The organism is Sphingosinicella terrae (assembly GCF_003347635.1).
Lineage (GTDB): Bacteria > Pseudomonadota > Alphaproteobacteria > Sphingomonadales > Sphingomonadaceae > Allosphingosinicella > Allosphingosinicella terrae.
Genome location: NZ_QDFY01000013.1, coordinates 38859 through 62083, shown reverse-complemented (window position 1 = coordinate 62083; position 23225 = coordinate 38859). Strand labels below are relative to the sequence as shown.

Annotated in this window: 24 protein-coding genes; 5 read left to right on the top strand and 19 right to left on the bottom strand. The window is 69.5% G+C overall.

Annotated elements, in window-relative coordinates; translation table 11 throughout:
* The first annotated feature begins 15 nt into the window (after positions 1–15).
* The 4 genes from DDE10_RS19535 to DDE10_RS19520 all read left to right on the top strand — a co-directional run bounded on the left by DDE10_RS19535 (position 16) and on the right by DDE10_RS19520 (position 2838).
* The gene (locus DDE10_RS19535) at positions 16–1029 is read left to right on the top strand and encodes a magnesium transporter (protein WP_114954485.1); all 1014 of its coding nucleotides are present in this window, start codon (positions 16–18) and stop codon (positions 1027–1029) included.
* Between the two features lie 207 nt (positions 1030–1236).
* Complete coding sequence (locus DDE10_RS19530; RefSeq protein WP_114954484.1) at positions 1237–1932, top strand: hypothetical protein; 696 nt, start codon at positions 1237–1239, stop codon at positions 1930–1932.
* An 81-nt stretch (positions 1933–2013) separates the two neighbouring features.
* Complete coding sequence (locus tag DDE10_RS19525; protein WP_114954483.1) at positions 2014–2397, top strand: hypothetical protein; 384 nt, start codon at positions 2014–2016, stop codon at positions 2395–2397.
* A gap of 93 nt (positions 2398–2490) precedes the next feature.
* Entirely contained in the window at positions 2491–2838 is a 348-nt protein-coding gene (locus DDE10_RS19520; protein ID WP_114954482.1) for a hypothetical protein, read from the top strand.
* A 38-nt stretch (positions 2839–2876) separates the two neighbouring features.
* Here the strand turns inward: DDE10_RS19520 and DDE10_RS19515 are convergent, their stop codons facing one another.
* From DDE10_RS19515 to DDE10_RS19490, 6 genes are all read right to left on the bottom strand, one after another.
* Positions 2877–5468, bottom strand: coding sequence for a nitrate reductase (locus DDE10_RS19515; protein WP_114954481.1), 2592 nt, complete (start codon positions 5466–5468; stop codon positions 2877–2879).
* A 1-nt stretch (position 5469) separates the two neighbouring features.
* A complete protein-coding gene (nirD, locus tag DDE10_RS19510) occupies positions 5470–5820 on the bottom strand; it encodes a nitrite reductase small subunit NirD (RefSeq protein WP_114954480.1) in 351 nt (116 codons plus the stop codon).
* Positions 5820–8303, bottom strand: coding sequence for a nitrite reductase large subunit NirB (gene nirB, locus DDE10_RS19505; protein WP_114954479.1), 2484 nt, complete (start codon positions 8301–8303; stop codon positions 5820–5822). Before nirB ends, nirD begins: the two co-directional genes overlap by 1 nt.
* Positions 8303–9559 (bottom strand): nitrate/nitrite transporter, encoded by a 1257-nt coding sequence (locus tag DDE10_RS19500; RefSeq protein ID WP_114954478.1) that lies wholly within the window; start codon positions 9557–9559, stop codon positions 8303–8305. The genes nirB and DDE10_RS19500 overlap by 1 nt, the downstream gene beginning before the upstream one ends.
* Positions 9560–9810: 251 nt before the next feature.
* A complete protein-coding gene (locus DDE10_RS19495) occupies positions 9811–11025 on the bottom strand; it encodes an ABC transporter substrate-binding protein (protein ID WP_114954477.1) in 1215 nt (404 codons plus the stop codon).
* Positions 11022–11603 (bottom strand): ANTAR domain-containing response regulator, encoded by a 582-nt coding sequence (locus tag DDE10_RS19490; RefSeq protein WP_114954476.1) that lies wholly within the window; start codon positions 11601–11603, stop codon positions 11022–11024. Before DDE10_RS19490 ends, DDE10_RS19495 begins: the two co-directional genes overlap by 4 nt.
* A 301-nt stretch (positions 11604–11904) precedes the next feature.
* On the opposite strand from DDE10_RS19490, the gene DDE10_RS19485 reads away from it, so the two are divergent.
* On the top strand, positions 11905–12126 hold the full coding sequence (locus DDE10_RS19485; RefSeq protein WP_114954475.1) for a hypothetical protein: 222 nt from the start codon (positions 11905–11907) through the stop codon (positions 12124–12126).
* 123 nt (positions 12127–12249) lie between these two features.
* Here DDE10_RS19485 and pnp read toward each other — a convergent pair whose 3' ends face one another.
* The 13 genes from pnp to DDE10_RS19420 all read right to left on the bottom strand — a co-directional run bounded on the left by pnp (position 12250) and on the right by DDE10_RS19420 (position 23217).
* Positions 12250–14616, bottom strand: coding sequence for a polyribonucleotide nucleotidyltransferase (gene pnp / locus DDE10_RS19480; RefSeq protein ID WP_114954474.1), 2367 nt, complete (start codon positions 14614–14616; stop codon positions 12250–12252).
* Between the two features lie 153 nt (positions 14617–14769).
* Positions 14770–15039 carry a 30S ribosomal protein S15 gene (rpsO, locus tag DDE10_RS19475; RefSeq protein WP_114954473.1) on the bottom strand — a complete coding sequence of 90 codons (270 nt, stop codon included), beginning with the start codon at positions 15037–15039 and terminating at the stop codon, positions 14770–14772.
* A gap of 17 nt (positions 15040–15056) precedes the next feature.
* Entirely contained in the window at positions 15057–16019 is a 963-nt protein-coding gene (gene truB / locus DDE10_RS19470; protein WP_114954472.1) for a tRNA pseudouridine(55) synthase TruB, read from the bottom strand.
* A gap of 31 nt (positions 16020–16050) precedes the next feature.
* Entirely contained in the window at positions 16051–16224 is a 174-nt protein-coding gene (locus tag DDE10_RS23595) for a hypothetical protein (protein WP_162806745.1), read from the bottom strand.
* Positions 16225–16291: 67 nt separating this feature from the next.
* A complete protein-coding gene (locus DDE10_RS19465; RefSeq protein ID WP_114954471.1) occupies positions 16292–16924 on the bottom strand; it encodes a thymidine kinase in 633 nt (210 codons plus the stop codon).
* 3 nt (positions 16925–16927) lie between these two features.
* The gene (locus tag DDE10_RS19460) at positions 16928–17335 is read right to left on the bottom strand and encodes a type II toxin-antitoxin system VapC family toxin (protein WP_162806744.1); all 408 of its coding nucleotides are present in this window, start codon (positions 17333–17335) and stop codon (positions 16928–16930) included.
* Entirely contained in the window at positions 17332–17598 is a 267-nt protein-coding gene (locus DDE10_RS19455) for an AbrB/MazE/SpoVT family DNA-binding domain-containing protein (RefSeq protein WP_162806743.1), read from the bottom strand. The genes DDE10_RS19460 and DDE10_RS19455 overlap by 4 nt, the downstream gene beginning before the upstream one ends.
* Positions 17599–17607: 9 nt before the next feature.
* Complete coding sequence (locus tag DDE10_RS19450; protein WP_114954468.1) at positions 17608–18174, bottom strand: GNAT family N-acetyltransferase; 567 nt, start codon at positions 18172–18174, stop codon at positions 17608–17610.
* An 80-nt stretch (positions 18175–18254) separates the two neighbouring features.
* Positions 18255–19001: a hypothetical protein gene (locus DDE10_RS19440; RefSeq protein ID WP_114954467.1), complete on the bottom strand. Its 747-nt coding sequence runs from the start codon at positions 18999–19001 to the stop codon at positions 18255–18257.
* A gap of 11 nt (positions 19002–19012) precedes the next feature.
* Complete coding sequence (gene rbfA, locus DDE10_RS19435; RefSeq protein WP_114954466.1) at positions 19013–19420, bottom strand: 30S ribosome-binding factor RbfA; 408 nt, start codon at positions 19418–19420, stop codon at positions 19013–19015.
* A complete protein-coding gene (locus DDE10_RS19430; RefSeq protein WP_114954465.1) occupies positions 19420–19860 on the bottom strand; it encodes a PaaI family thioesterase in 441 nt (146 codons plus the stop codon). The genes rbfA and DDE10_RS19430 overlap by 1 nt, the downstream gene beginning before the upstream one ends.
* Positions 19861–19990: 130 nt before the next feature.
* Positions 19991–22525, bottom strand: coding sequence for a translation initiation factor IF-2 (gene infB, locus DDE10_RS19425; protein WP_114954464.1), 2535 nt, complete (start codon positions 22523–22525; stop codon positions 19991–19993).
* Entirely contained in the window at positions 22522–23217 is a 696-nt protein-coding gene (locus DDE10_RS19420) for a DUF448 domain-containing protein (RefSeq protein WP_114954463.1), read from the bottom strand. Before DDE10_RS19420 ends, infB begins: the two co-directional genes overlap by 4 nt.
* Between the last annotated feature and the right edge of the window lie 8 nt (positions 23218–23225).

Genomic DNA, 23225 nt, shown 5'->3' with positions numbered 1-23225 from the left:
CTGGCTGGAGCATCCATGACCGCCGAACCCGTCGAGGCCCTGTCCCCTGCGACCAATTCCCCCGCTACCGTCGGCGAGCTGATGTCGCCGCCGATCGGCGTCTTCCGCCGCGACATGACCGTCGCCGAGACGGTCGAACTGCTGCGCGAGCTGACCCGGGCCGCTTTCATCACCTATTGCTACATCACCGACGACAGCGGCAAGCTCGAGGGCGTGGTGGTGATGCGCGACATGCTGCTCGCGACGCCCGAGACGAAGCTCGAGGACATCATGCTGCGCAACCCCTTCTGGCTGCGCGTCGAAATGCCGCTCGACGAGGCGCTGAAGGTGGCGGTGTCGAAGCATTTTCCGGTCTATCCGATCTGCGAGGCCGACGGCACGCTGCGCGGGCTGATCCGCGGCGACGAGCTGTTCGCCGAGCAGGCGATCGAGATCAGCGCCCAGGCCGGTAAGATGGTCGGTGTCGAGAAGGAGGAGCGCCTTTCGACGCCGATGCGCAAGAGCCTGTTCATGCGCCACCCGTGGCTCCAGCTCAACCTCCTCACCGCCTTCATCGCAGCCGGCGTGGTCGGCATCTTCGAGGGCACGCTCGACCGCCTCGTCATCCTCGCGGTCTTCCTGCCGGTGCTCGCCGGCCAGTCCGGCAATACCGGCTGTCAGGCGCTGGCGGTGACCTTGCGCGGCATGACCCTTGGCGACCTCAAGCCTGGCTCGGAACGCACCCTCGTCGTCAAGGAGGGCATGCTCGGCCTTTTCAACGGTCTGCTCGTCGGCGTTACCGCGGGCTTGGGCATGTTCGCTTATGCGACGATGCAGGGCGAGGCACAGCCGGCCCTCCTCGCCGGCGTCGTCATGTTCGCGATGGTGGTCAGCTGCGTCAGCGCGGGCCTTGCCGGAGCGCTCATCCCGATGGTGCTGAAGCGGCTCGGCGCCGATCCGGCCACCGCGTCGAGCATCTTCCTGACCACCGCCAGCGACGTCGTCAGCATGGGCGTCTTCCTGTCGGTCGCGACGGTCCTGATCGTCTGATCTCGCCGCGGCGCGGAGACCGGACGCCGGCGCCGCGCTGCCGGCGAACCGGAAGAAGCTCATCCCATCGAAGGCGGCGCGCCGGCGGCGCCCGCGGGGCGGCGGCGACCGGCGCCGCCCTGGCGATGGTGTTCGCCGGCGGTTGACGCCGGTCCCGGGAAGGGGCCATTCACGGGACGCTCAGCTTCACAGGCGGATCAGGCCCGCATGAATCGATTTCGCCGGACGTCCCTCCTGCTCGCGGCCGCCGCCCTGTTCAGCGGATATGCGTGGGCACAGACACCGGACGAGCCGCTCGGCGAGTTGCTCGAGGTGATCCCGCTGCCCGAGGACAGGCCGACCCCGGCGCTGTCGCCGGAATCCCCCGCCAAGCCCGAACCGGCACCGATGCCGGCGCCGACGCCTCCGGTGCGACCGGGATCGGTCGTCCCGGTCGACCTTCCCCCCTCCTCGATACCGGAGGAAGCCCTCCCGGCTCCGGCCGAAGCCGAGGCGGTTCCCGTCGAGGTGGCGGCGCCGCCGGCCACGGACATGGCCGACCAAGGCGCTGCAAAGACCGACGCGGACGCGGCGGCGGAGGCCGATGCGCGCTGGACCGAGATGCAGGAGCAAAGGCGGCGGGACATCAATGCCGTCGAATCGCCGATCATCGATCGCCTCAACGCCGAGGTCGCGGCCCGCGCGGCAGCCGAGACCCGCCGGATCGAGGAGGAGCGCGCCGCCTACGAGCGCAGCCTGATCGAGGCCGAGGAGGAAGCGCGCCGGGTCGAAGCCGAGCATCGGGCGGTGATGGAAGAGCATGCCCGCCGCGTCGCACGCGAGCAGGCGGAGTATCGCGCCCGGGTCGAGGCCTGTCTGAACGGCGATCGTCAGGCCTGCCGCACTCCGGACGAGAAGCGGTGAGTCTCGGAGCGGCCGATCTGCACGATTGAAAGACCCGGGCCGGGGTCCCAGATGAGACACTCGCTCTCCGAAGGATCCGAATTGCCGTCCGGCCATGACTTCATCGCCGCGAGAATAGGCCGCCTGGTCGCCTTGCTGACGCTGCTGGTGACGGCGCTGCTCGCGGTGCCGCTCGAGCCTGCGTCCGCGGCCGGCCGCGGTCAGGGTCCCTTCTTCACCGCCGCATCCGACCTGCCCAAGGCCCTGGTGCCGCGGCCGCTCTCGGTCGTCGACGGGCTGGCCCGCTTGCCGGACGACGGCAGTGGCGGCAGCGGTGGCGATCATCCCGCCGGCCTCTCTGCCGGCGGAACGGATCTTGCCCCCGCTTCTCGGGTCCGCCTCGCGCATCCGCGTGCGACCGCCACCGGCGGCGCGGCCCTTTCGGCCGGCTGTCACTACAGCCCGCGCGCTCCGCCCCTCGCCTGACGCTCCCGGCGCATCGCGCCGTCATCTTCCTTCATCCTTATCCACCGGCCGCGGCCTTTCTGCGGCCGGTGCGGAGCATCGCGAGTCACCGATATGAAGACTGCCAATGTCGTCCACGTGCGGGACAAGGGCCCGCTCGCCGCCTCCCAGCCGCTTATGTCCGAGCCGGACGAGGATCGGCGTATCGACCGCATCGCCGATCTCTTCCGCCTTTATCCTCACATCGCCGAGGCGGAGAAGGCCGGGCTGCTGGATTTCCTCAAGAATGGCCGCCAGCTCGACATCGGCCTGGCCAGCGCGCGCGAGGGCGTCGCCGCGCGGATGATGCAGTTCCGCAAGGACCACGCCCGCGACTTCCGGCTGAAGCCCCACCAGATGCTCGGCTTCACCGCCCTCGTCCTCGGGCCGCTGATCGCTTTGGCCTGGGCCTGCTTCGGCTGATCCTCGGGCCCGGGAGGATGTCCTCCCGGGCCCCTCCCCTAAGCGAAGTTGCGGCGAAGCAGCGCGCGTATCTCGGGCCGGCAGGCGCCGCAATTCGACCCCGCCCGCAGCAATGACCCGACTTGCTCGACGCTGCCCAGATCATGCTCGGCGATGGCCTGCGCGACCCGGTCAGCCGTGACCTCGAAGCAGGCGCACAACATCGGGCCGGCGGCCGGCCGCGCGCCGAGCGGACGGCCGGCGAGCCATTCCGCAGCCGAGGCTGCCTCGTCGTCGCCTGCCAGCTGCCCGATCAGCCACTCGCGCGGCGGCAGCGAGCCGGGCCGCCCTATCAGCAAAGCCCCCTCGAGCTTCCCCTCCCGTTCGACGACGATGCGCAGCTGCCGGCGCGCCGCGTCATTGGCTTCGACACGGTGACCGGCGGGAAGCAGGCGCTCCGCCTGCGGGGCCGGATCGCCGCTGCCGGCCAGCTCGACCAGCCAGCCGCCGGCGAGCCGGATCCGGACCGCGTAGAGGGTGCCGATCGCCGCGGGCAGCGTCCGCGCGACAAGGAAGCCGTGCCAGTCGACCGCCGCCTTGGCGATCGCCGCCGGCGTCGCCTTGAAGCCGGGCTGGCCCGAATGCGGGTCGACGAGCGGCCGCGTCAGCAGCCCGGTCCGGCCGCCGGTCGCCTGCCGGTCGGTCCAGTGGATCGGCACGAACAGCTCGCCGGGACGGTGTCGGTCTGTGAGCCGGGCACGGAACAGGCTCGCGGCCTGCGGGGTCGCGACGCGCACCAGGTCGCCCTCGGCGATGCCTGCGGCCTCGGCATCGGCTGGAGCGATCTCGACGAAGGGCTCGGGCCGATGGCGCGCCAGCCGCGGCGACAGGCCGGTGCGGGTCATGCTGTGCCATTGATCCCGATAGCGCCCGCTGTTGAGCAGGAGCGGCCAGCGCGCCAGCGGCGCTTCCGGCCGCGCCGGCCGCATCGCGACCAGCCGCGCCTTGCCGTCGGCGGTGGGAAAGCGGCCGTCGGCGAATGGCCGCCCGCCCCACTGCCAGGGTTCCATCGCCGCATAGCCGGCGTCGGACAGGCCGGCGTGACGGCCGAGGTCGAGCCGCCGTTGACCGTCATTCTGATACGCGCACAGCCGGACATGCTCGCGATAGATGTCGGCCGGGCCGCGATAGGCGAAGGCGTCGCCCCAGCCCATCCGCCGCGCCACCTCGGCGACGATCCACCAGTCCGGCCGCGCCTCGCCGGGCGGAGACAGGAAGGGTCGCTGCCGGCTGATCCTGCGCTCCGAATTGGTGACGGTGCCGTCCTTCTCGCCCCAGGCGGCCGCCGGCAGCTTCACATGGGCGAAGCGGCTGGTGTCGGTCTCGGCGATGCAGTCGGAGACGACGAGGAAAGGGCAGCGCGCCAGCGCCGAGCGCACCTCCCCCGCATCGGGCAGGCTCACCGCCGGATTGGTGGCCATGATCCAAAGCATCCTGACGCGGCCGTCGCGCACGGCGCGGAACAGGTCCACGGCCTTCAGCCCCGGCTTCGACGCGACGTTCGGCGCGGCCCAGAAGCGGCGCAGGCGCTCCACATTGTCGGGGCCGAAATCCATATGGGCGGCGAGGCTGGTGGCGAGGCCGCCGACCTCGCGCCCGCCCATCGCATTGGGCTGGCCGGTTATGGAGAAAGGAGCGGCGCCGGGCCTGCCGATCCGCCCGGTCGCCAAATGGAGATTGAGGATCGCATTGGCCTGGTCGGTGCCGCGCACCGACTGGTTGATCCCCTGGCTGAACAGGGTGACCGTGCGCGGACGCTCGGCGAACAGCCGGAAAAAGGCTTGGACGTCGGCCGGCGCCAGGTCGCAGGCGCGCGCCACCGACCAGGGATCGCCCGCTTGCTCGATCGATGACCAGAAGCCGTCCGGGACGTGGACGCTACGGGCGATGTAGGCGTCGTCGACCAGGCCGCTGCGGCGGCAATGCGCGAGCAGACCGTTGATCAGGGCGATGTCGGTGCCGGGTCGCAAGGCGAGGTGCAGGTCGGCCTCCTCGGCCGTCTCGGTCCGGCGCGGGTCGACGACGACGATGCGGGTCCCGCGCGCCTCGCGGGCGGCGAGGATGCGCTGGTGGAGAACGGGATGGCACCAGGCGGCGTTGGAGCCGATCAGGACGACGAGGTCGGCCTGGTCGAGATCGTCATAGCCGGCCGGGACGATGTCCTCGCCGAACGCTCGGACATGGGCGGCGACGGCGCTCGACATGCACAGGCGCGAATTGGTGTCGACATTGGCCGATCCGATGAAGCCCTTCATCAGCTTGTTGGCGACGTAATAATCCTCGGTGAGGAGCTGGCCCGACAGATAGAAGCCGACGCTGTCCGGACCGTGGTCGCGCACGCAGGCCGCCATCCGCCGCGCGACCAGGCCGAGCGCCCGGTCCCAGCTGGCGCGCCGGCCGTGGACGATCGGGTGAAGCAGCCGCCCCTCGGGGGTAAGCGTCTCGGCCAGGTTGGCGCCCTTGGAGCACAAGCGGCCGCGATTGGCCGGGTGTTCCGGATCGCCCTTGATCTCCGCCTGGCCCTCGGCCGCGCGGGCGAGGATGCCGCAGCCGACGCCGCAATAGGGACAGGTGGTCCGGACCGACTCCATCTCAGGCGGCGCGGCCCACCACCGCCGCGCGCTTGAGCTGCACCCGGCCGGAGACGACCCGCACCTCGATTGTCGGCGTGCAGCCGATGTCGGCGCCCTCGGCCTGGCCGGTGGCGAGCGAGATGACCCAATTGTGCAGCGGACAGGCGACCTTGTCGCCATGGACGATGCCCTGGCTGAGCGGTCCGGCGCGATGCGGGCATTTGTTGACCAGGGCGTAGACGCGGCCCTCCCCGGTGCGGAAGACGGCGATCTCCTCGCCGCCCTGGACGGGGACGCTGCGGGCGCCGCGCAGCGGGATGTCCTCGATCGGGCCGAGGTCCAGCCACTCGCCGAACAGGCTGCGATCCATCAGGCATTCTCCTTCGGCCGGACCTCGGCCAGATGGTGGTGGAGGTGGCGGTCGCGACCGCGCGCGCGCTGCGCCCACGGATCGTGCTGGCTGTGCCGCTGCGACTGGCGGAACCTCTCGGCGAGCGCGCCGCGGCTCGCCGGATCGAGGATACGGGCCCGGATCGGCTCGATCCCGACCCGCTCGATCCACGGCGCCGTCCGCTCGAGATAATGCGCTTCCTCGCGGTAGAGCTGCACGAAGGCGGCGCAATATTCGATCGCCTCCGCCTCGGTCTCCACCTTGCACAGGAGGTCGGTGCCCCTCAGCCTGATGCCGCCATTGCCGCCGACATGCAGTTCGTAGCCGCTGTCGACGCAGATCACGCCGAAATCCTTGATCGTCGCCTCGGCGCAATTGCGGGGGCAGCCCGACACCGCCATCTTGAACTTGTGGGGCATCCAGCTGCCCCAGCTCATCTGCTCCAGCCGGACGCCGAGTCCGGTCGAATCCTGGGTGCCGAACCGGCACCATTCGGAGCCGACGCAGGTCTTCACCGTCCGCAGCGCCTTGCCGTAGGCGTGGCCCGAGACCATGCCGGCCGCGTTGAGGTCTGCCCAGACCGCCGGCAGGTCCTCCTTGCGAATGCCGAAGATGTCGAGCCGCTGGCCGCCGGTGACCTTGACCATCTTCGCGTCATATTTCTCGACGACGTCGGCGATCGCCCGCAATTCCTTCGGGCTGGTGATCCCGCCCCACATGCGCGGCACCACCGAATAGGTGCCGTCCTTCTGGATGTTGGCGTGGAGCCGCTCGTTGACGAAGCGGCTCTGCTCGTCGTCCGCATAATCGCCCGGCCAGGCGCAGAGCAGATAGTAATTGAGCGCCGGCCGGCAGGAGGCGCAGCCGTCCGGCGTCGCCCAGTGCAGCTTGTGCATCACCTCGGGAATCGACTTCATCCCCTGAGCGACGATCTCGCGCCGCACGTCGCCATGGCCGAAGCTGGTGCATTTGCACATCGTCCGGACGGCGCGCTCGCCGGCATAGGACTCGCCGAGCGTCGAGGCGAGCAGCGCCTCGACCGGTCCCGTGCACGATCCGCACGACGCCGAGGCCTTGGTGAGAGCGCGCACGTCGTCCAGCGTCGCCGCGCCCTGCTCGGCGATGGCGGCTATGATCCTGCCCTTGCACACGCCGTTGCAGCCGCAGATCTCCGCCTCGTCGGGCAGTGCCGCAACGGCGTCCTTAGGGTCCGCGGCGCCGCCCTCCGCGAAGGCGCGGCCGAAGATGATGTTGTCGCGCAGCGGCGCGATGTCGGCGCCCTCGCGGAGCAGCTGGAAATACCAATTGCCGTCCTCGGTGTCGCCGTAGAGCACCGCGCCGACCAGCCGCTCGCCCTGGACGATCAGCCTTTTGTAGACGCCGCGCGCCGCGTCCCGCAGGACGATGTCCTCGCAGCCCGCGCCGCCGGCCAGGTCGCCCGCCGAGAAGACGTCGATTCCGGAGACCTTGAGCTTGGTCGACACGGCCGAGCCGGCATAGGGGCGCGGGCCCGTGGTGAGCCCGTCGGCGACGGCGCGGCACATGTCCCAGATCGGCGCCACCAGCCCGTAGCATTGGCCGCGATGCTCGGCGCATTCCCCGACCGCGAGCACGTCCGGGTCGCTCGTCACCATATGATCGTCGACGACGACGCCACGGCCGACCTCGAGGCCCGCCTCGCGCGCCAGCGCGGCATTGGGGCGGATCCCGACCGCCATCACCACCAGCCGCGCCGGCACCTCGCGGCCATCCTCGAGCCGGACACCCTCGACGCGTCCGCCCCCGTAAATCTCGCGGGTCGAGGCGGAGGTCAGGATGGTCTGCCCTCGCGCCTCGAGGCTGGACTTGAGCAGCCAGCCGGCTGCCTCGTCGAGCTGGCGCTCCATCAAGGTCGGCATGAGATGGACGACGGTCACCCGCATGCCGCGGCGCGAGAGGCCGTGCGCCGCCTCGAGGCCGAGCAGGCCGCCGCCGATCACCACCGCCTCGCCGCCGTCCTCGGCCGCCGCGAGCATCGCGTCGACGTCGGCCAGTTCCCTGAAGGCCACCACGCCGGGCAGGTCGTGGCCGGGCACCGGGATGATGACGGGATCCGAGCCGGTGGCGAGCAGCAGCTTGTCGTAGGGGATGGCGGCGCCGCTGCGCGTCGTCACTCGTTTCGCCCTCCGGTCGACCGCCACGGCCGGGTCCCCCGACACGAGGGCGATCTTGTTCTCCTCGTACCAGCCGGCGTCGTTGATGACGATCTCGTCGAAGCTCTTCTCGCCGGCGAGCAAGGGCGAGAGCATGATCCGGTTGTAATTGACGTGCGGCTCGGCGCCGATGATCGTGATCCGGTAGCGGTCCGGATCGCGGGCGAGCAGCTCCTCGACGGCGCGGCAGCCGGCCATGCCGTTGCCGATGACGACGAGGCGCGGCCGCGCGTCCGCCGGGTCCGCGGGCGGGGTCCAGTGCCGGCTCATCAGATCCGCACTCCCTTGGCGTCGAGCCCCCAGCTCGATCGCCAGCGCCGCTTGACCCGGTTGACCCCGGCCAGGGCGATCACCGCCAGCGCCGCGAAGATCAGGAAGCCGGGCTGGTAGCTTCCCACCGCCTGGCGCGCGAAGCCGAGGCTCGAAGCGAGGTAGAAGCCGCCGACCCCGCCGGCCATGCCGACCAGCCCGGTCATCACCCCGATCTCGCCCGGAAAGCGCTGCGGGACGAGCTGGAAGACGGCGCCGTTTCCCGCGCCGAGGGCGAGCATGGCGAGGACGAACAAAGCGAGCGCGGCCGGCACCGTGGCCGGGCCGAAGCTGATCCCGATCAGGGCGATCGCCGCGACCAGATAGACGAGACTGAGCGTGCCGGCGCCGCCGAAGCGGTCGGCGAGCGCGCCGCCGATCGGGCGGACCAGGGATCCGGCGAAGACGCAGGCGGCGGTGCAATAGCCGGCGGCGACGGTCGAGAGCGCGAACCGGTCGGTGAAGTAGAGCGAGAGCGATGCCGCCAGGCCGGAGAAGCCGCCGAAGGTTACGCCGTAGAGGAACATGAACCACCAGGCGTCGCGGGTCCGCAAGGGGGCGAGATAGCCGGCGGGCGATCGCGCCGGCGGTCGCCCCGGCGGATCCCGCGCAAGGAAGAGATAGAGGAGGAGGACGAGCGTCAGGGGAAGGGTGACGAGGCCGAGCACGGCGTTCCAGCCGAAGGCGGCGGCGAGCATCGGCGCGAACAAGGCGGCGAGCACGGTGCCGCTATTTCCCATGCCGGCAATGCCCATCGCCTTGCCCTGATGTTCGGGCGGGTACCAGCGGCTGGCCAAAGGCAGAGCGACGGCGAAGCTCGCTCCCGCCACGCCGAGGACGAGGCCGAGGGCGATCGTGCCCCCGAACGATCGAACCCCGATCGCCCAGGCGGCGCCGAGACCGAGGATGACGACGATCTGGGCGATCGTCCCGGTCAGCTTCGGCCCGATCCGGTCGACCAGCAGGCCGAGCAGGATCCGAAGCATTGCTCCGGCCAGCGTCGGCAGCGCCACCATCAGCCCCGTTCGAGCGGGATCGAGCCCGAGCTCTCGCGCTATGTCCGGCGCGAGCGGACCGAGCAGGACCCAGACCATGAAGGCGAGGTCGAAATAGAGGAAGGCGGCGAACAAGGTCGGGCGGTGGCCGGTGGACCAGAAGCCCGGCCGCGCCGGCCGGCGCGGCAGGTGGCTCGGGAAGGGATTTGGGGTCGCGGTCATGCAATACCTCGCCGAAACGAAAAAAGCCGCCTCGACATGCCGGGTCTCGGCCTGTCGGGCGGCACCATTGCCTGTAGCGGCCGGTCATCGGCCGCCTTATTCCCGTCGCCCCGCGCTGGACGGCCGGAATGGTTCTGTGAGGTCGGACGTCTTTGCCCGACTCGAAGAAGGATAGTCGTTCGCCGCTGCACTGCAACAAATTTCGCGCATGCAGCAATTGCAGCCGCGCTCTTGCGCCCCGCGCACGCGTCTCAGCCCGGGAGGGCGCGCAGATAATCGGCGATATGGTCGGGATCGAAGGCGCGGCCGTCGAAGAACAGGTCGGTGCCGAGCAGCAGCCGGCCCTGGACCGATCCGGCGCCGAGCTCGCCGTCGATCGCGCCCTCGAGCTTCGAGCTGGCGCCGGGCAGCGGCGCGCCGGTGCCGGCCAGCGCGCGCCGATAGACGTCGGGCCGGAACACCCGCCGCGCTCGCTCGGCATCCGCCTCCGAGAAGGCGCTTTTGTCCCATCGCACCATCTGGGAGTAGAGCCACGCGGCCTGGCTCACCCACGGAAAATTCGCCCCTTGGCGATATTGGAACATGAAATCGGGGATGTGGACCGGCTCGGTGCCCCGGCCGAGCAGGATCCGGTCCGAGATGGCGCGCCGGATCATGTCGGCCGAGCCGTCGAGATAGGCCGGTCGCGCCAGGATCGAGGCATGGATGTCGGCCAGCGCCGGATCGGCGAAGCGCGCGGCGGCGCGGTGCAGTGCGCGGATCAGGCGGTCGACCAGATCGGGGGCCTCCTCCATCCGGCGCGTGCGCAAGGCCAGCACCTTTTCGACGCCGCGGCGCCAGATCTGCGCCGTCACCAGCACGATCCGGCCGGCGCCGCGTTCGACGGCGACGCTGTTCCAGGGCTCGCCGACGCAGATCCCGTCCACCTCGCCCGCCGCCAGCGCATCGGCGGCGAAGGGCGGGCTGATCGTGACGATCTCGATGTCCTCGTCCGGCCGCAGCCCGCATTCGGCCAGCCAGTAGCGCAGCATGTAATTGTGGCTCGAATAGCGATGGACGACGCCGATGCGGACGCGCGCTCCGCGTTCGCGCCGCGCGCGCGCCGCCTGCGCGAGCCGTATCCCCGCGGCGCGCGGATCGCCGAGTCCGCGCCCCGGCACTACCGCGTCGGCGAGATCGGGCGCCAGCGTGACGGCATTGCCGTTGAGGCCGAGCACGAACGGCACCGACAGCGATGCCGGCGGGCGCCCCCGGCCAAGGCTGGTCGCGATCGCCAGCGGCGCGACTAAGTGGGCGGCGTCGCTATGGCCGTAGAGCAGGCGGTCGCGCACCGTCGCCCAGGTCATGTCGCGAACCAGCTCGATCGACAGGCCCTCCTCCTCGGCCAGGCCGAGCTCGTGCGCCAGGATCGGCACGCCGGCATCGACCAGCGGCAGGAAGCCGATCCGGATCCGGTCGAGCGTCATCCCTCCCCTCCCATCAGAGTCTCGGCGGTGACGATCGCCTCGGCCACCTCGGCGATGCGGCGATTGGAGCGCATCGCGTGGCTGCGCAGCAGGGCATAGGCGGCCGGCTCGTCGATCCGCCGCCGCGCCATCAGGATCGCCTTGGCCCGATCGATCACCGCGCGCTCGGCGAGCGCGCTCCGTGCCTCGTGAAGCTCGCGCTGGAGCTTGGAGAAGGCCTGGAAGCGCCGCACCGCGAGATCGAGGATCGGCTTGATCCGGCTCTTGGCGAGGCCGTCGACGATATAGGCCGAGACGCCGGCATCGATCGCGGCTGCCGTCGATTCCTCGTCGCTCTGGTCGACGAACATGGCGATCGGTCGCGCCAGCGCCCGGGAGACGGCGAAATATTCCTCGAGCACGTCGCGGCCGGGATTTTCGAGGTCGATCAGCACCACCTCGGGGCCGATCGCCTCGAGCCGGGCGAGCAGGCCGGTGCGTTCGGTGACGACGACGCTGTCGGTGAGACCGGCCTCGACGAGACCCTCCTGGATGATGCTCGCCCGGCCCGCTTTCTCGTCGATGATCGCGATGCGCACCGCGCGTTGCTATGCTGCGCCGCAGCATTCCGGCAAGCCAGGGTTAAGTTTTCACCGCCTTTTGGCTGGGCCTGCACCAGGCTAAAGGCGCCGTGGGCCGAAGGCGAGGGGCTCTCATCGGCTTCGAAGCGACGGCGCCCGGCGCGTCCCGGCACCGTCCTGCCGCACTGCGCAATATTAAACCGCAGATTAACAGCCAGTTCCGGAACCGCTCTGAGGAGTCGAGCATTTCCTCCTTGGGCCCGATCGCCCGGCTGTCCCGGCCGGTTCCCTGCGGACGGCCCATCACGAGGGATCATCGATGTCCTATTACAGCCTCCATTTCGTCAGCCCGACCATGGGCTATTTCGAGCGGGAGGAATCCTTCGACGCGGTCAACGACGAAGTGGCGATCGGCATCGCCCAGCGTCGCGCCGTCGACCAACCGGTCGAGCTGTGGTGCGGGGGACGGCTGGTCCGCCGCTTCGACACGGCGGAGGTCGCGCAGGAAGCCGCCTCGTCAGCGCCGAAGGTTGCTGCCTAGACCCTTTCGGCAGGATCGACGGATCCGGCGCTTCGGTCATCGGGCAAGCCCGCTCTCCCAATACAAAAGGGGCCCCGTCGCCGGGGCCCCTTCTTCTTGAACCGTCCGAGCGGTCGCTGCGGATCAGTCGTCGTCGCGGGTCAGGAAGGCGGGCGCGAATTCGGGCTCGCCCTCCTCGCGCTCCGGCCGGGCGCCGCCCTCGCGGTCGCCGCGCGGACGATCGCCACGCTCGCCACCGCTGCGGCCGCCGCCGCCGCCACCACCGCCGCCGCCGCGGCCCCGGCGCCGGTCGCCACGACCTTCGCCGCCGCCTTCGCGGCGGGGGCCACGGTCACCACGGTCGCCGCGGTCGCCACGCTCGCCCCGCGGCTCGCGCGCCGGTCGGGTGTCCTCCAGCTCCTCGCCGGTCTCCTGGTCGACGACGCGCATCGACAGGCGGACCTTGCCGCGCGGATCGATCTCGAGGACCTTGACCTTCACTTCCTGGCCCTCGGAGAGGACGTCGCGGACATTCTCGACCCGCTCCGCCTTGATCTCCGAGACGTGGACGAGCCCGTCCTTGCCGCCCATGAAGTTCACGAAGGCGCCGAAGTCGACGATGTTGACCACCTTGCCGTCGTAGATCTTGCCGACTTCGGCCTCCTCGACGATTCCGGCGATCCACTTGCGGGCCGCCTCGATCTGGGTGAGGTCGGAGGAGCTGATCTTGATCACGCCCTCGTCGTCGATGTCGACCTTGGCGCCGGTGGTGGCGACGATCTCGCGGATGATCTTGCCGCCGGTGCCGATGACGTCGCGGATTTTGTCCTTCGGGATCTGCATCGTCTCGATCCGCGGCGCGTGGGCCGACAGCTCGGACCGCGTATGGTCGAGCGCCTTGGCCATCTCGCCGAGGATGTGGGCGCGGCCTTCCTTCGCCTGGGCCAGGGCGACGCGCATGATCTCCTCGGTGATGCCGGCGATCTTGATGTCCATCTGCAGGGCGGTGATGCCCTCGGATGTGCCGGCGACCTTGAAGTCCATGTCGCCGAGATGATCCTCGTCACCGAGGATGTCGGAGATGACGGCGAAGTCGCTGCCTTCGAGGATGAGGCCCATCGCGATGCCTGCCACCGGCCGCTTCAGCGGAACGCCGGCATCCATCAGCGACAGCGAGGCGCCGCACACCGTCGCCATCGACGACGAGCCGTTCGACTCGGTGATGTCCGAAAGGACGCGGACCGTGTACGGGAATTCCTCGTGGCTCGGCAGCATCGGGTGGATCGCCCGCCAGGCGAGCTTGCCGTGGCCGACCTCGCGCCGCCCCGGAGCGCCGAACCGCCCCACTTCGCCGACCGAGTAAGGCGGGAAGTTGTAGTGGAGCATGAAGCGCTCGTAGGACAGGCCGGTCAGGCCGTCGATCATCTGCTCGCTGTCCTTGGTTCCCAGCGTCGTGCTGACGATCGCCTGGGTCTCGCCCCGGGTGAACAAAGCCGAACCGTGGGTGCGCGGCAGGAAGCCGACCATCGCCTCGATCGGGCGGACCGTCTTGGTGTCGCGGCCGTCGATGCGCCGGCCTTCCTTCAGGATGGCGGTGCGGACGATCTCGGCCTCGAGCTTCTTGCCGAGCTTCGACGCCTTCAGCTTGGTCTGCGGATCGGCATCCTCATAGGCGGCCTTGAGCGGGGTCTTGGCGGCGGCGATCGCGGCGACGCGCTCCGCCTTGCCGACCAGCTTGTAGGCCTGCTCGAGGCCGCTGCCGGCGAGCTCGCGCAGCTTGGCGAGGATCTCGTTCTGGCCGTCGTTGGAGGCGAGCTCCCACGGCTCCTTCGCCGCCTGCTCGGCGAGCCGGATGATCGCGTCGACGACCTTCTTCGACTCGGCATGCGCGAACATCACCGCGCCGAGCATGACGTCCTCGGACAGCTCCTTGGCCTCCGATTCCACCATCAGCACGGCGTCGCGGGTGCCGGCAACGACGAGGTCGAGCTCGCCCTCGGCGACCTGCTCCAGCGTCGGGTTGAGGATATATTCGCCATCCTGGTAGCCGACGCGGGCGCCGCCGATCGGGCCCATGAACGGAACGCCGGAGAGCGTCAGCGCGGCCGAGGCCGCGATCATCGCCAGGATGTCGGGCTCGTTCTCGCCGTCATAGGAAAGGACCTGGGCGATGACGAGGACCTCGTTGTAGAAGCCCTCGGGGAAAAGCGGGCGGATCGGGCGGTCGATGAGACGCGAGGTCAGCGTCTCCTTCTCGGTGGCGCCGCGCTCGCGCTTGAAGAAGCCGCCCGGGATGCGGCCGGCGGCGGAGAACTTCTCCTGGTAATGAACGGTGAGCGGGAAGAAATCCTGCCCCTCCTTCACCGATTTGGCGGCCGTCGCGGCGCACAGCACGACGGTGTCGCCGAGCCGGGCTATCACGGCGCCATCGGCCTGTCGGGCGACGCGGCCGGTTTCGAGGGACAGCGTCTTGCCGCCCAGCTCGATCTCTACTTTCTTGATGTCGAACATGTATGTTTTCCTTGCGTCCGGCCGCCCTATGCGGCCGGGGCCTCTGTGCGGGCGCTCTCGCCCGCCTGGTCGGACCCGATCGGTCCCATCGAGTCCGCGCCGGATTGCGCGGGCCCGATACGAAAAACGGCCTCGCGAGGAGGCCGTTTCCGGTTACTTGCGAAGCCCGAGCTTCGCGATGAGGGCGGTGTAGCGCGCTTCGTCCTTGCCCTTGAGATAATCGAGCAGCGAGCGGCGCTTGTTGACGAGCATCAGCAGGCCGCGCCGGCTGTGATTGTCCTTGGCGTGGGTCTTGAAATGCTCGGTGAGATTGCTGATCCGCTCGGTGAGGATCGCGACCTGCACCTCCGGCGAACCGGTATCGCCCGAAGTGCGGGCATTGTCGTTGATCAGTTCCTGCTTGCGCTCGGCGGTGACCGACATCGTTCATTCCTTTCGAACTAGAGGTTGAAGCCGCGCACCACCCGGAGATTTCCGGCTTCGGCTTCGACCAAAGCGACCGGAACAGACTGGTCGGTCGCAAGGTGAAGCCCCGGCTTTGCGGCAATCCCGATCAAGATCCGCCCCTGTCGGAGCGCTCCTGCCTGATCGGGGGTGACGGGAAGAGCCGGGATGTCGTCCAGCCCTGCCGTCAGCGGCAAGAGTGCCTGTTCAAGGTCGCGGGCCTTAGCGAGTTCGTCCAATTTGTCCAGCGAAATCGCCCCTTCGAGGGTGAAGGGCCCGGCCTTGGTCCTCCGCAACATGGTGACGTGGCCGACGCCATCAAGGGCCCGGGCGATGTCGCGGGCGAGCGAGCGGATGTAGGTGCCCTTGGAGACGAGGGCGGAGAGCGTGACCCGCTCCAGGCCCTTGCCGTCATCCCAGCGCAAGCTGGGATCTCCCTTCTCCTTCGTCGACTCTGTCGAGGCCGTGAGATCCTGGCTTTCGCCAGGATGACGCAAAGCAAGCCGGTGAACCGTCACCTGCCGCGAAGCCAGCTTCACCTCGGCGCCGGCGCGTGCCAGATCGTAGGCCCGCTTCCCCTCCACCTTCAGCGCCGAATAGGCCGGCGGCACCTGAACGATCGCGCCGGTGAAAAGCGGCAGCACCGCCTCGACCTGCTCGATCGTCGGCCGCCGCTCCGAATGCGCCACCACCTTGCCCTCGGCGTCGAGCGTGTCGGTCTCGGCGCCGAAGGCGATGGTGAAATCGTAGCCCTTGTCGGCGTCGAGCATCCGCCCGGAAAGCTTGGTCGCCTCGCCGAGCGCCACCGGCAGCACGCCGCTCGCCAGCGGATCGAGCGTCCCGCCATGGCCGACCTTCACTTTGGGATAGCCGCCCTCGCGCAGCGCCCTCTTCACGGCACCGACGATCGGAGTCGAGCCCGGCCCGACCGGTTTGTCGATGATCAGCCAGCCATGCACGCCCGGCGCTTAACGCCTGGGCGCCGTGGTGTCAGCCTTGGCGGCGCAGCCCCGCTTGGGCAACGGCCGCACGGGTCTCGGCCGCCGGGGCCGAGGCGGCTCCGCATGCGGTGCAGCGCGTCGGCGCGCTGCTCGACACGGCTGGGACCGGGCCCGCCTGGCCGGCGGCGATCAAGGCAAGGGCGGTGAACAGGACGCTGGCCATCTTCTTCGGATCTCCTCGATCCGGATGTGGGATGCGGCGCGATCGGATCAATACCGCGCCGCAACGATCAGGCGGCGGCGCCGGCCTCGCAGGTGAGAACGAGCCTCAGCTGCCTTTCCTCCGCCTCGCGCATGCGCTCGAAGAAGTGGCGGCGGCACAAGGCGACGTAGCGGTCGTTGCCGCCGATCTCGGTCTGGGCGCCGGCGCGTACCGCCCGCCCCTCTTCGTCGACGCGCAGGTTCATCGTCGCCTTGCGGCCGCACTCGCAGATCGCCTTGAGCTCGACCAGCGCGTCCGCCAGCGCGAGGAGCGCGCCGCTGCCCTCGAACAGCTCGCCCTGGAAGTCGGTCCTGAGACCGTAAGCGAGCACCGGAATGTCGAGCTCGTCGCAGATCGACGCCAGCTCCAGCACCTGGGCTCGGGTCAGGAACTGGGCCTCGTCTAGGAGGATGCAATCCACCCGGCGCCGCTTCATCTCCTCCTCGACCTCGACGCGCAGGCTCTTGCCGGGCGCATAGCTATTCGCCTCCGCCCGAAGCCCGATCCGGGAATCGATCAGGCCTTGGCCGGCGCGATCGTCGACGGCGGCGGTGTAGAGCATCGTCGCCATCCCCCGCTCGCGATAGTTGAAGTCCGCCTGGAGCAGGGTCGTCGACTTGCCGGCGTTCATCGACGAATAATAGAAATAGAGCTTGGCCATGGCTCAGGCCCGAAGGGTGATGATCGGCACCGGTGCCTGCTCCGCCGCCGCCTTGGGCATGCCTTTGTCGAACGTCACCAGCCCTTCTGTCTCGCGGCTGACGATCAAGTGGAGCATGTCGGCGAAATCGGCACCGTTGCGGAAGCGGCCCAGCGCCCAGAGAATCAGGTCGGGCTCGTCGACGACGATAGCGGGCAGGTCGAGAAGGTTTTCCATGGCATCGGCAATATCGCGCCGCTGCATCCTATATCGTGAGCTGAGCACCCAGACCGTCTCCAGGAGAACGGTGATCGGCACGAACAACGACTGTTCGAGCAGCGCATCGATGATGGTAATCTGGTCGGGATCGTCGCGCACGATGATGCGAACGATGACGTTCGTGTCGGCCGCCTTCAACCCTTCGGTGATCAAGGTTCCCGGCGCCAATGCTCGGGGGACGGGAAGCTGAGTTCCTCCACTGGGACCGCCGGGCCCTCATACTTCACGATCTTCCGGATCTCGGCCAGGACGTCCTCGGTCCGCCGGCCCGACTTGGCGAAGGGCCGCCGAAGCAGGATCCCCCTGGCGCTGGGCACGACTTCGAGCACCTGGCCCGGTTCGAAGCCGAGCTGCTCCAGCACGTCTTTCGGCAACTGCACCTTGCCGGCCGATTCGAGCTTGGTCTTCGCGTTCACCGCCAATACCTAGACCCTCGCCGACGCCCCTTCAACCGTGGGCCATTCCCCGGCCAGGATCGAGAAGAGGACGGTGTCGCGGACATGGCCGGTCCAGGTGATCCGCTCGGCGCGGATCACGCCCTCGCGCACCGCGCCGAGCTTCGCCATCGCCGCCTGGCTGCGGGCGTTGCGGCTGTCGACGCGGAATTCGATGCGGCGAAAGCCGCAGGCGAAGGCGCGGCGGATCATCAGATCCTTGACCCGCCGGTTGAAGCCGGTCCCGCGCAGCGCGGGGACGTAATAGGTGTTGCCGATCTCGAGCACGCCCCGTTCCGGCTCGATGCCGAGATAGGCGCTCATGCCCACGATCCCGCCTTCGCCGAGGATCGCGAAGCCCTGCGTGCGCGGCCGTTGCCGGAGCTTGTCGAAATTGTCGTCGAACTGCTCGGGCCCCCAATTGACCGCATAGATCGGCCAGATGTCCATGTCCTCGGTGCAGGCCGCCCGGAGGCCTTCGCGATGCGACGGCGCCGCCGGCTCGAGGCGGATGCCGTCCGCCTCCATCGGCTCGGCCAGGGCTGGCGGAACGGTCATGAAGCGTCTCCTGGGACTGGATGCCGGCCTTGAGTCACGCCTCGCTGCGGCAGAAAGATGGCCATGGCGTGGCCGGGAGGTCAGGGCAGGCCGGCGACAAGGCCCTGCGGGTCGAAGGCGAGGCCGTCGCCCACCTCTTCGAGCGCGAGGAGCGGCCGGCGCTCGATCCGGATCCAGCGCACGTCTTCATCGTCGCTTTCCATGTTGCCCAGATCGATCCTTGCCCGCCCGGTCAGGAAATTGACGCTGATCGAGGTCGATTCGCCGCTGTTGCGCTGAATGTTGTCATAGTCGTAACCGATCAGCCGCATCGCGCCATCCTGCCATCGGAAGGTGAAGCCGACCGGTCCCATGCTCCAGCTGCCCGCGCTCCAGAAGCGCGGCATGACCAGCTTGAGCGTCCGGTTTTCGATCGTCAGCGCGGAGTCGGTCTCGTCGAACGGATCCTGCTGGGTGGGATACCTGCGGCGAGGGATGAGCGCGTGGTCCTGCACCACCAGCCGGTAGGGCCCGTCCGCCCCGCGCAGGGCGATCGCCAGGATGCGGGGATTGGTGTCGAAGACCGGCTCGCCGAGCCCCTCATTGGCAAGGATGTTGGCGGGATCGCGGCTGCGGATGACGAAGGCCAGATCGATGCGTCCGTCGCCGTCGAGATCGCCTTCCGCCCGCCGCTCCACCTGCCAGCCCGGCGGCGCGAAGCCGGCGGCGTCTGCCGCCGCTTGCGGGAGCGAGGGATAGGCGACTTCGCGAATCGCGAACGGTTCGGCCGCGGCGCCTCCCGCCAGGCCCAGCGTGACCAAGCCGGAAAGCCGCCGCCAGGAACGCATCCTCCCCTCCCTTATTCGCCGTCGTCTTCTTCCTCCTCGAGGTCCTGCGCCACTTTCGGTGACCGCAGCAGCCGGTCGATGCGGCCGCCCTCGTCGAAGCTCTCGTCGGGCAGGAATTTGAGGTCGGCGGCATATTTGGTGTTCACCCGGTGCGCGACTTCGCCCTTGAGGTAGCGCACGTTCTTCTTCAGCGCCTTCAGCACCGCTTCCTCGTCGGCGCCGAGCAGGGGCTTCACGAAGACGGTCGCGTGCCGAAGGTCCGGCGACATCCTGACTTCGGTGATCGAGACGCTGTGGCTGGCGAGCGTCTCGTCATGGACGTCGCCGCGCATCAGCACCTCCGACAAGGCATGGCGAACCTGCTCGCCGACGCGCAGCAGCCGCACCGAGCGGCCCTCCGGAGTCTCGTTGCGGCGCATCAGCCCTCTCCCACCACGCGCTCGGTGCGCATCACCCGATTGCTGAACGTGCCGCGCGCGACCAGGTCTCCCGCCTCGTCGAAGAGCTCGGCCTCGGTGAAGGCGATCGTCTTGCCGAGATTGACCACCCGTCCCTTGGCGACGAAGCGTCCCGGGCGCGCCGGCTTGATGAAGGCGATGCTGAAGTCGATCGTCGGAGCGTAGATCGCACCGCCGGTCCGGGCGAACAGCGCCGGCCCTTGGGTGTCGTCGAGCATCGCCGCGAGGAAGCCACCCTGCACCGTCCCGGCCGGGTTGAGGAAGCGATCGTCGGCGGTGAAGCCGATCTCGATCGTGCCGGCGCCCGGATCGACCGCGCGCAGCGTCCAGCCGAGCAAACGGCTGGCGGAGGGCAGCGGCAGCTTGTCGAACACGGATGGCGGCGCTTTATCCAACGGCATCTTCTCCTCTCCTCTTCAGGGGAGAGGTTGGGGAGAGGGGGAGTCCGAAAAATCCCCTTCGCCCACGGCCCCTCTCCCTTCACCGCTGCCGCGGCTCTTCCCTCTCCCCTGCAGGGGAGAGGGTCGGAGATTACAAGGTCCGCTCGCGCTCCTCGACTTCGTAGGTCTCGATGAAGTCGCCCGCCTTGAGGTCGGTCGTGTTCTCGAACGTGACGCCGCATTCGAGGCCGGCGCGCACTTCGGCGACGTCGTCCTTGAAGCGCCGCAGCGAGGCGATGGCACCAGTGTAGATGATGACGTCGTCGCGCATGATCCGGGCCTTGAGCGCCTTGCGGATATAGCCTTCGGTGACGAGCAGGCCCGCCGCCTTGCCGTGCTTGCCGGCCGAGAAGACCTCGCGGACCTCGGCGCGACCGACGACATTCTCGACGATCAACGGACCCAGCTCGCCGGCCATGGCCGATTTCACCGCGTCAGTGAGGTCGTAGATGACGTCGTAATATTGCATGGCGACGCCATCGCGTTCGGCGATCTCGCGGGCCTTGGCGTTGGCGCGGACGTTGAACCCGATGATCGGGGCGCCCGAGGCCCTGGCCAGGGTGACGTCGCTCTCGGTGATCCCGCCGACGCCGGCATGGAGCACGCGGGCGCGGATGTCCTCGTTGGAGATCTTGTTGACCGCGCTGACGATCGCCTCGACCGAGCCCTGGACGTCGCCCTTGATGACCAGCGGGAACTCGATCGCCTGCTTCTCCTTCAAGGCGGAGAACATCGTGTCGAAGCTGGCCGGGGCGGAGGTGGTGCGCTTGCGGTCGAGCACGCTCTGCCGATAGGCGGCGACCTCGCGGGCGCGGGCGTCGTTCTCGACGACGGTGAGCACGTCGCCGGCGGACGGGACGCCGGACAGGCCGAGCACCTCGACCGGCACGCTCGGTCCGGCTTCCTTCACCTGGCGGCCCTTGTCGTCGATCATCGCCCGGACCTTGCCGGAGATCGCCCCGGCGACGAACACGTCGCCGACGCGCAGCGTGCCGCGCTGGACGAGTACGGTCGCGAGCGGGCCCCGGCCCTTGTCGAGCTTGGCCTCGACCACGGCGCCTTCCGCCGCCCGGTCGGGATTGGCCTTGAGCTCGAGCAGTTCGGCCTGGAGCTGGATCGCCTCGAGCAGCTTGTCGAGATTGGTCTTCTTCAGCGCGGAGACCTCGACGTCCTGGACGTCGCCGCCCAGGTCCTCGACCACGATCTCGTGCTGGAGCAGCTCCTCGCGGACCCGCTGCGCACGCGCCCCTTCCTTGTCGATCTTGTTGATCGCGACGATCATCGGCACGCCGGCCGCCTTGGTGTGGTTGATCGCCTCCACCGTCTGCGGCTTGAGGCCGTCATCGGCCGCGACGACCAGGATCACGATATCGGTGACGTTGGCGCCGCGGGCGCGCATTTCGGTGAACGCCTCGTGGCCCGGCGTGTCGAGGAAGGTGACCTTCGACTTGTCGGGAAGCGCGACCTGATAGGCACCGATATGCTGGGTGATGCCGCCGGACTCGCCGGACACGACGTTGGCGCCGCGGATCGCATCGAGCAGCGAGGTCTTGCCGTGATCGACATGGCCCATGATCGTGACCACCGGGGGCCGCGGCTGCAGCGTCTCGGCCGGATCGACGTCCGTCTCGGTCTGGATGTCGACGTCGGCGTCGCTGACCCGGACCATGCGATGGCCGAATTCCTCGATCAGCAGCTCCGCCGTATCCTGGTCGATCGTCTCGGTGACGGTGACCGGCGTGCCCATCTTGAACAGGGCCTTGACCAGGTCTGCGCCGCGCTCGGCCATGCGATTGGCGAGCTCCTGGACGGTGATCGCCTCGGGGACGACGACGTCGCGGACCTGCTTGGCCTGCGGGCCCGACTGCTGATGGGCGCGCCGCTCCTTCTCGCGGGCGCGCTTGAGCGCGGCCAGCGAACGGGCACGGGCATCGCCCTCGCCCTCCAGGGCACGGGTGACGGTGAGCTTGCCGCGCTCGCGGCGATGCTCCTCGCGGCCGCGGCTCGGACGAGCCGGCTCCGGCCGCTTGACCGGAACATGGGCGCCCTTGGGACGCGCATGGGCGGGCCGGCGATCTTCTTCCTCCGAAGGGGCCTGCCCCGCGGGCGCGGCGGCGGGATCGGGCGCGGCGGCGGCCCTGGCCTCTTCCTCCGCCTGGCGCTTGGCATCTTCCTCGGCCTGGCGACGGGCCTCGTCCTCGGCCTTGCGATTGTCCTCGGCCCGGCGCCGTTCCTCGTCGCTCGCTTCCTTGGCCTGGCGGTCCTCGCGGCGGCGCGCTTCCTCGAGCGCGGAAAGACGGGCTTCCTCGGCTTCGCGGAGCAGCTTCTCCTGCAGCTCGCGGCGCGTCAGCGTATCGGCGGCGGCCGGGCGGACGGGGGGCTTGGGCTGGGGCGCCGGCTCGGGCGCGCGCGCTTCCGGTGCCGGCGCCGGTGCCGGCGTCGGCTCTGGCTTCGCCGTCTCGGCCTCGCCCGGGCGGCCCAGGATGCGCCGCTTCTTGACCTCGACCACGACGGTATTCGATCGGCCGTGGCTGAAGCTCTGCTTCACCTTGCCGGTCTCGACCGTGCGCTTGAGGCCCAGCGGCGCGCGCGCTCCGAGTTTCGGCTTGTCAGTCGTCTCGCTCATTCTGATCCTTCACCAAATTCCATTTCGGGCGCGCCGGACGCCTCCGCCGGAGCGGCTCCTAGCCCAGCCTCACGTCCGAGAAAAGCGCGCCAGCGGTCGATCGCCTGGCCGATGCGCGCTGCCGCGGCCCCATCCACGATGGCGACATGTACCACATTCTCGCGGCCGAGCGCCAACGACAATATGGTTCGTCCCGCCGGAAAAACCACCCCCTGGCGCCCGCTTCCTTCATCCTCCGAGCCGACTCGCCAGGCCTGGTCGAGCCGGCGCCGCCCTTCCTCGGCGGCATCGGCGGCGTGGATGAGCAGGCGCACCTGCCCGCGCCGCGCCGCGACCTCGATCTTGTCGCTGCCGCTGATCAAATTGCTGGCCTTGGCCTCGAGCCCGAGCCGGTCGAGTGCCGCCTGACGCAGCGCCGCCTCGACGCGCTCGCCGAGATCGTCGGGGATCCGGAGGTCGCCGGTCTTGAAGGCCCGCGCCAGCGCCGCCTTCAACCTGCCCTTCGCCTGGGCCGCCTCGAGCGTGGGGCGATCGACGCCGATCCAGGCGCCGCGCCCAGGCGCGCGGGCGCGCACGTCAGGCGCCACCTGCCCCTCGGGGCCGAGCGCGAGCCGGATCAGCTCGCTCCGGCCCGCGGTGCGGCGGGTGAGGATGCAGGTCCGCTCGGGGACGCTCTTCTCGGTCCTCAGCATAGGCCCCT

Excerpts from the sequence above, each read along its gene's own strand:
- DDE10_RS19535 (WP_114954485.1), top strand. The coding sequence starts at position 16 with ATGACCGCCGAACCCGTCGAGGCCCTGTCCCCTGCGACCAATTCCCCC.
- DDE10_RS19530 (WP_114954484.1), top strand. The coding sequence starts at position 1,237 with ATGAATCGATTTCGCCGGACGTCCCTCCTGCTCGCGGCCGCCGCCCTG.
- DDE10_RS19520 (WP_114954482.1), top strand. The coding sequence starts at position 2,491 with ATGAAGACTGCCAATGTCGTCCACGTGCGGGACAAGGGCCCGCTCGCC.
- DDE10_RS19515 (WP_114954481.1), bottom strand. The coding sequence starts at position 5,468 with ATGGAGTCGGTCCGGACCACCTGTCCCTATTGCGGCGTCGGCTGCGGC.
- nirD (WP_114954480.1), bottom strand. The coding sequence starts at position 5,820 with ATGGATCGCAGCCTGTTCGGCGAGTGGCTGGACCTCGGCCCGATCGAG.
- nirB (WP_114954479.1), bottom strand. The coding sequence starts at position 8,303 with ATGAGCCGGCACTGGACCCCGCCCGCGGACCCGGCGGACGCGCGGCCG.
- DDE10_RS19500 (WP_114954478.1), bottom strand. The coding sequence starts at position 9,559 with ATGACCGCGACCCCAAATCCCTTCCCGAGCCACCTGCCGCGCCGGCCG.
- DDE10_RS19495 (WP_114954477.1), bottom strand. The coding sequence starts at position 11,025 with ATGACGCTCGACCGGATCCGGATCGGCTTCCTGCCGCTGGTCGATGCC.
- DDE10_RS19485 (WP_114954475.1), top strand. The coding sequence starts at position 11,905 with ATGTCCTATTACAGCCTCCATTTCGTCAGCCCGACCATGGGCTATTTC.
- pnp (WP_114954474.1), bottom strand. The coding sequence starts at position 14,616 with ATGTTCGACATCAAGAAAGTAGAGATCGAGCTGGGCGGCAAGACGCTG.
- rpsO (WP_114954473.1), bottom strand. The coding sequence starts at position 15,039 with ATGTCGGTCACCGCCGAGCGCAAGCAGGAACTGATCAACGACAATGCC.
- DDE10_RS23595 (WP_162806745.1), bottom strand. The coding sequence starts at position 16,224 with ATGGCCAGCGTCCTGTTCACCGCCCTTGCCTTGATCGCCGCCGGCCAG.
- DDE10_RS19465 (WP_114954471.1), bottom strand. The coding sequence starts at position 16,924 with ATGGCCAAGCTCTATTTCTATTATTCGTCGATGAACGCCGGCAAGTCG.
- DDE10_RS19450 (WP_114954468.1), bottom strand. The coding sequence starts at position 18,174 with ATGACCGTTCCGCCAGCCCTGGCCGAGCCGATGGAGGCGGACGGCATC.
- DDE10_RS19440 (WP_114954467.1), bottom strand. The coding sequence starts at position 19,001 with ATGCGTTCCTGGCGGCGGCTTTCCGGCTTGGTCACGCTGGGCCTGGCG.
- rbfA (WP_114954466.1), bottom strand. The coding sequence starts at position 19,420 with ATGCGCCGCAACGAGACTCCGGAGGGCCGCTCGGTGCGGCTGCTGCGC.
- DDE10_RS19430 (WP_114954465.1), bottom strand. The coding sequence starts at position 19,860 with ATGCCGTTGGATAAAGCGCCGCCATCCGTGTTCGACAAGCTGCCGCTG.
- infB (WP_114954464.1), bottom strand. The coding sequence starts at position 22,525 with ATGAGCGAGACGACTGACAAGCCGAAACTCGGAGCGCGCGCGCCGCTG.
- DDE10_RS19420 (WP_114954463.1), bottom strand. The coding sequence starts at position 23,217 with ATGCTGAGGACCGAGAAGAGCGTCCCCGAGCGGACCTGCATCCTCACC.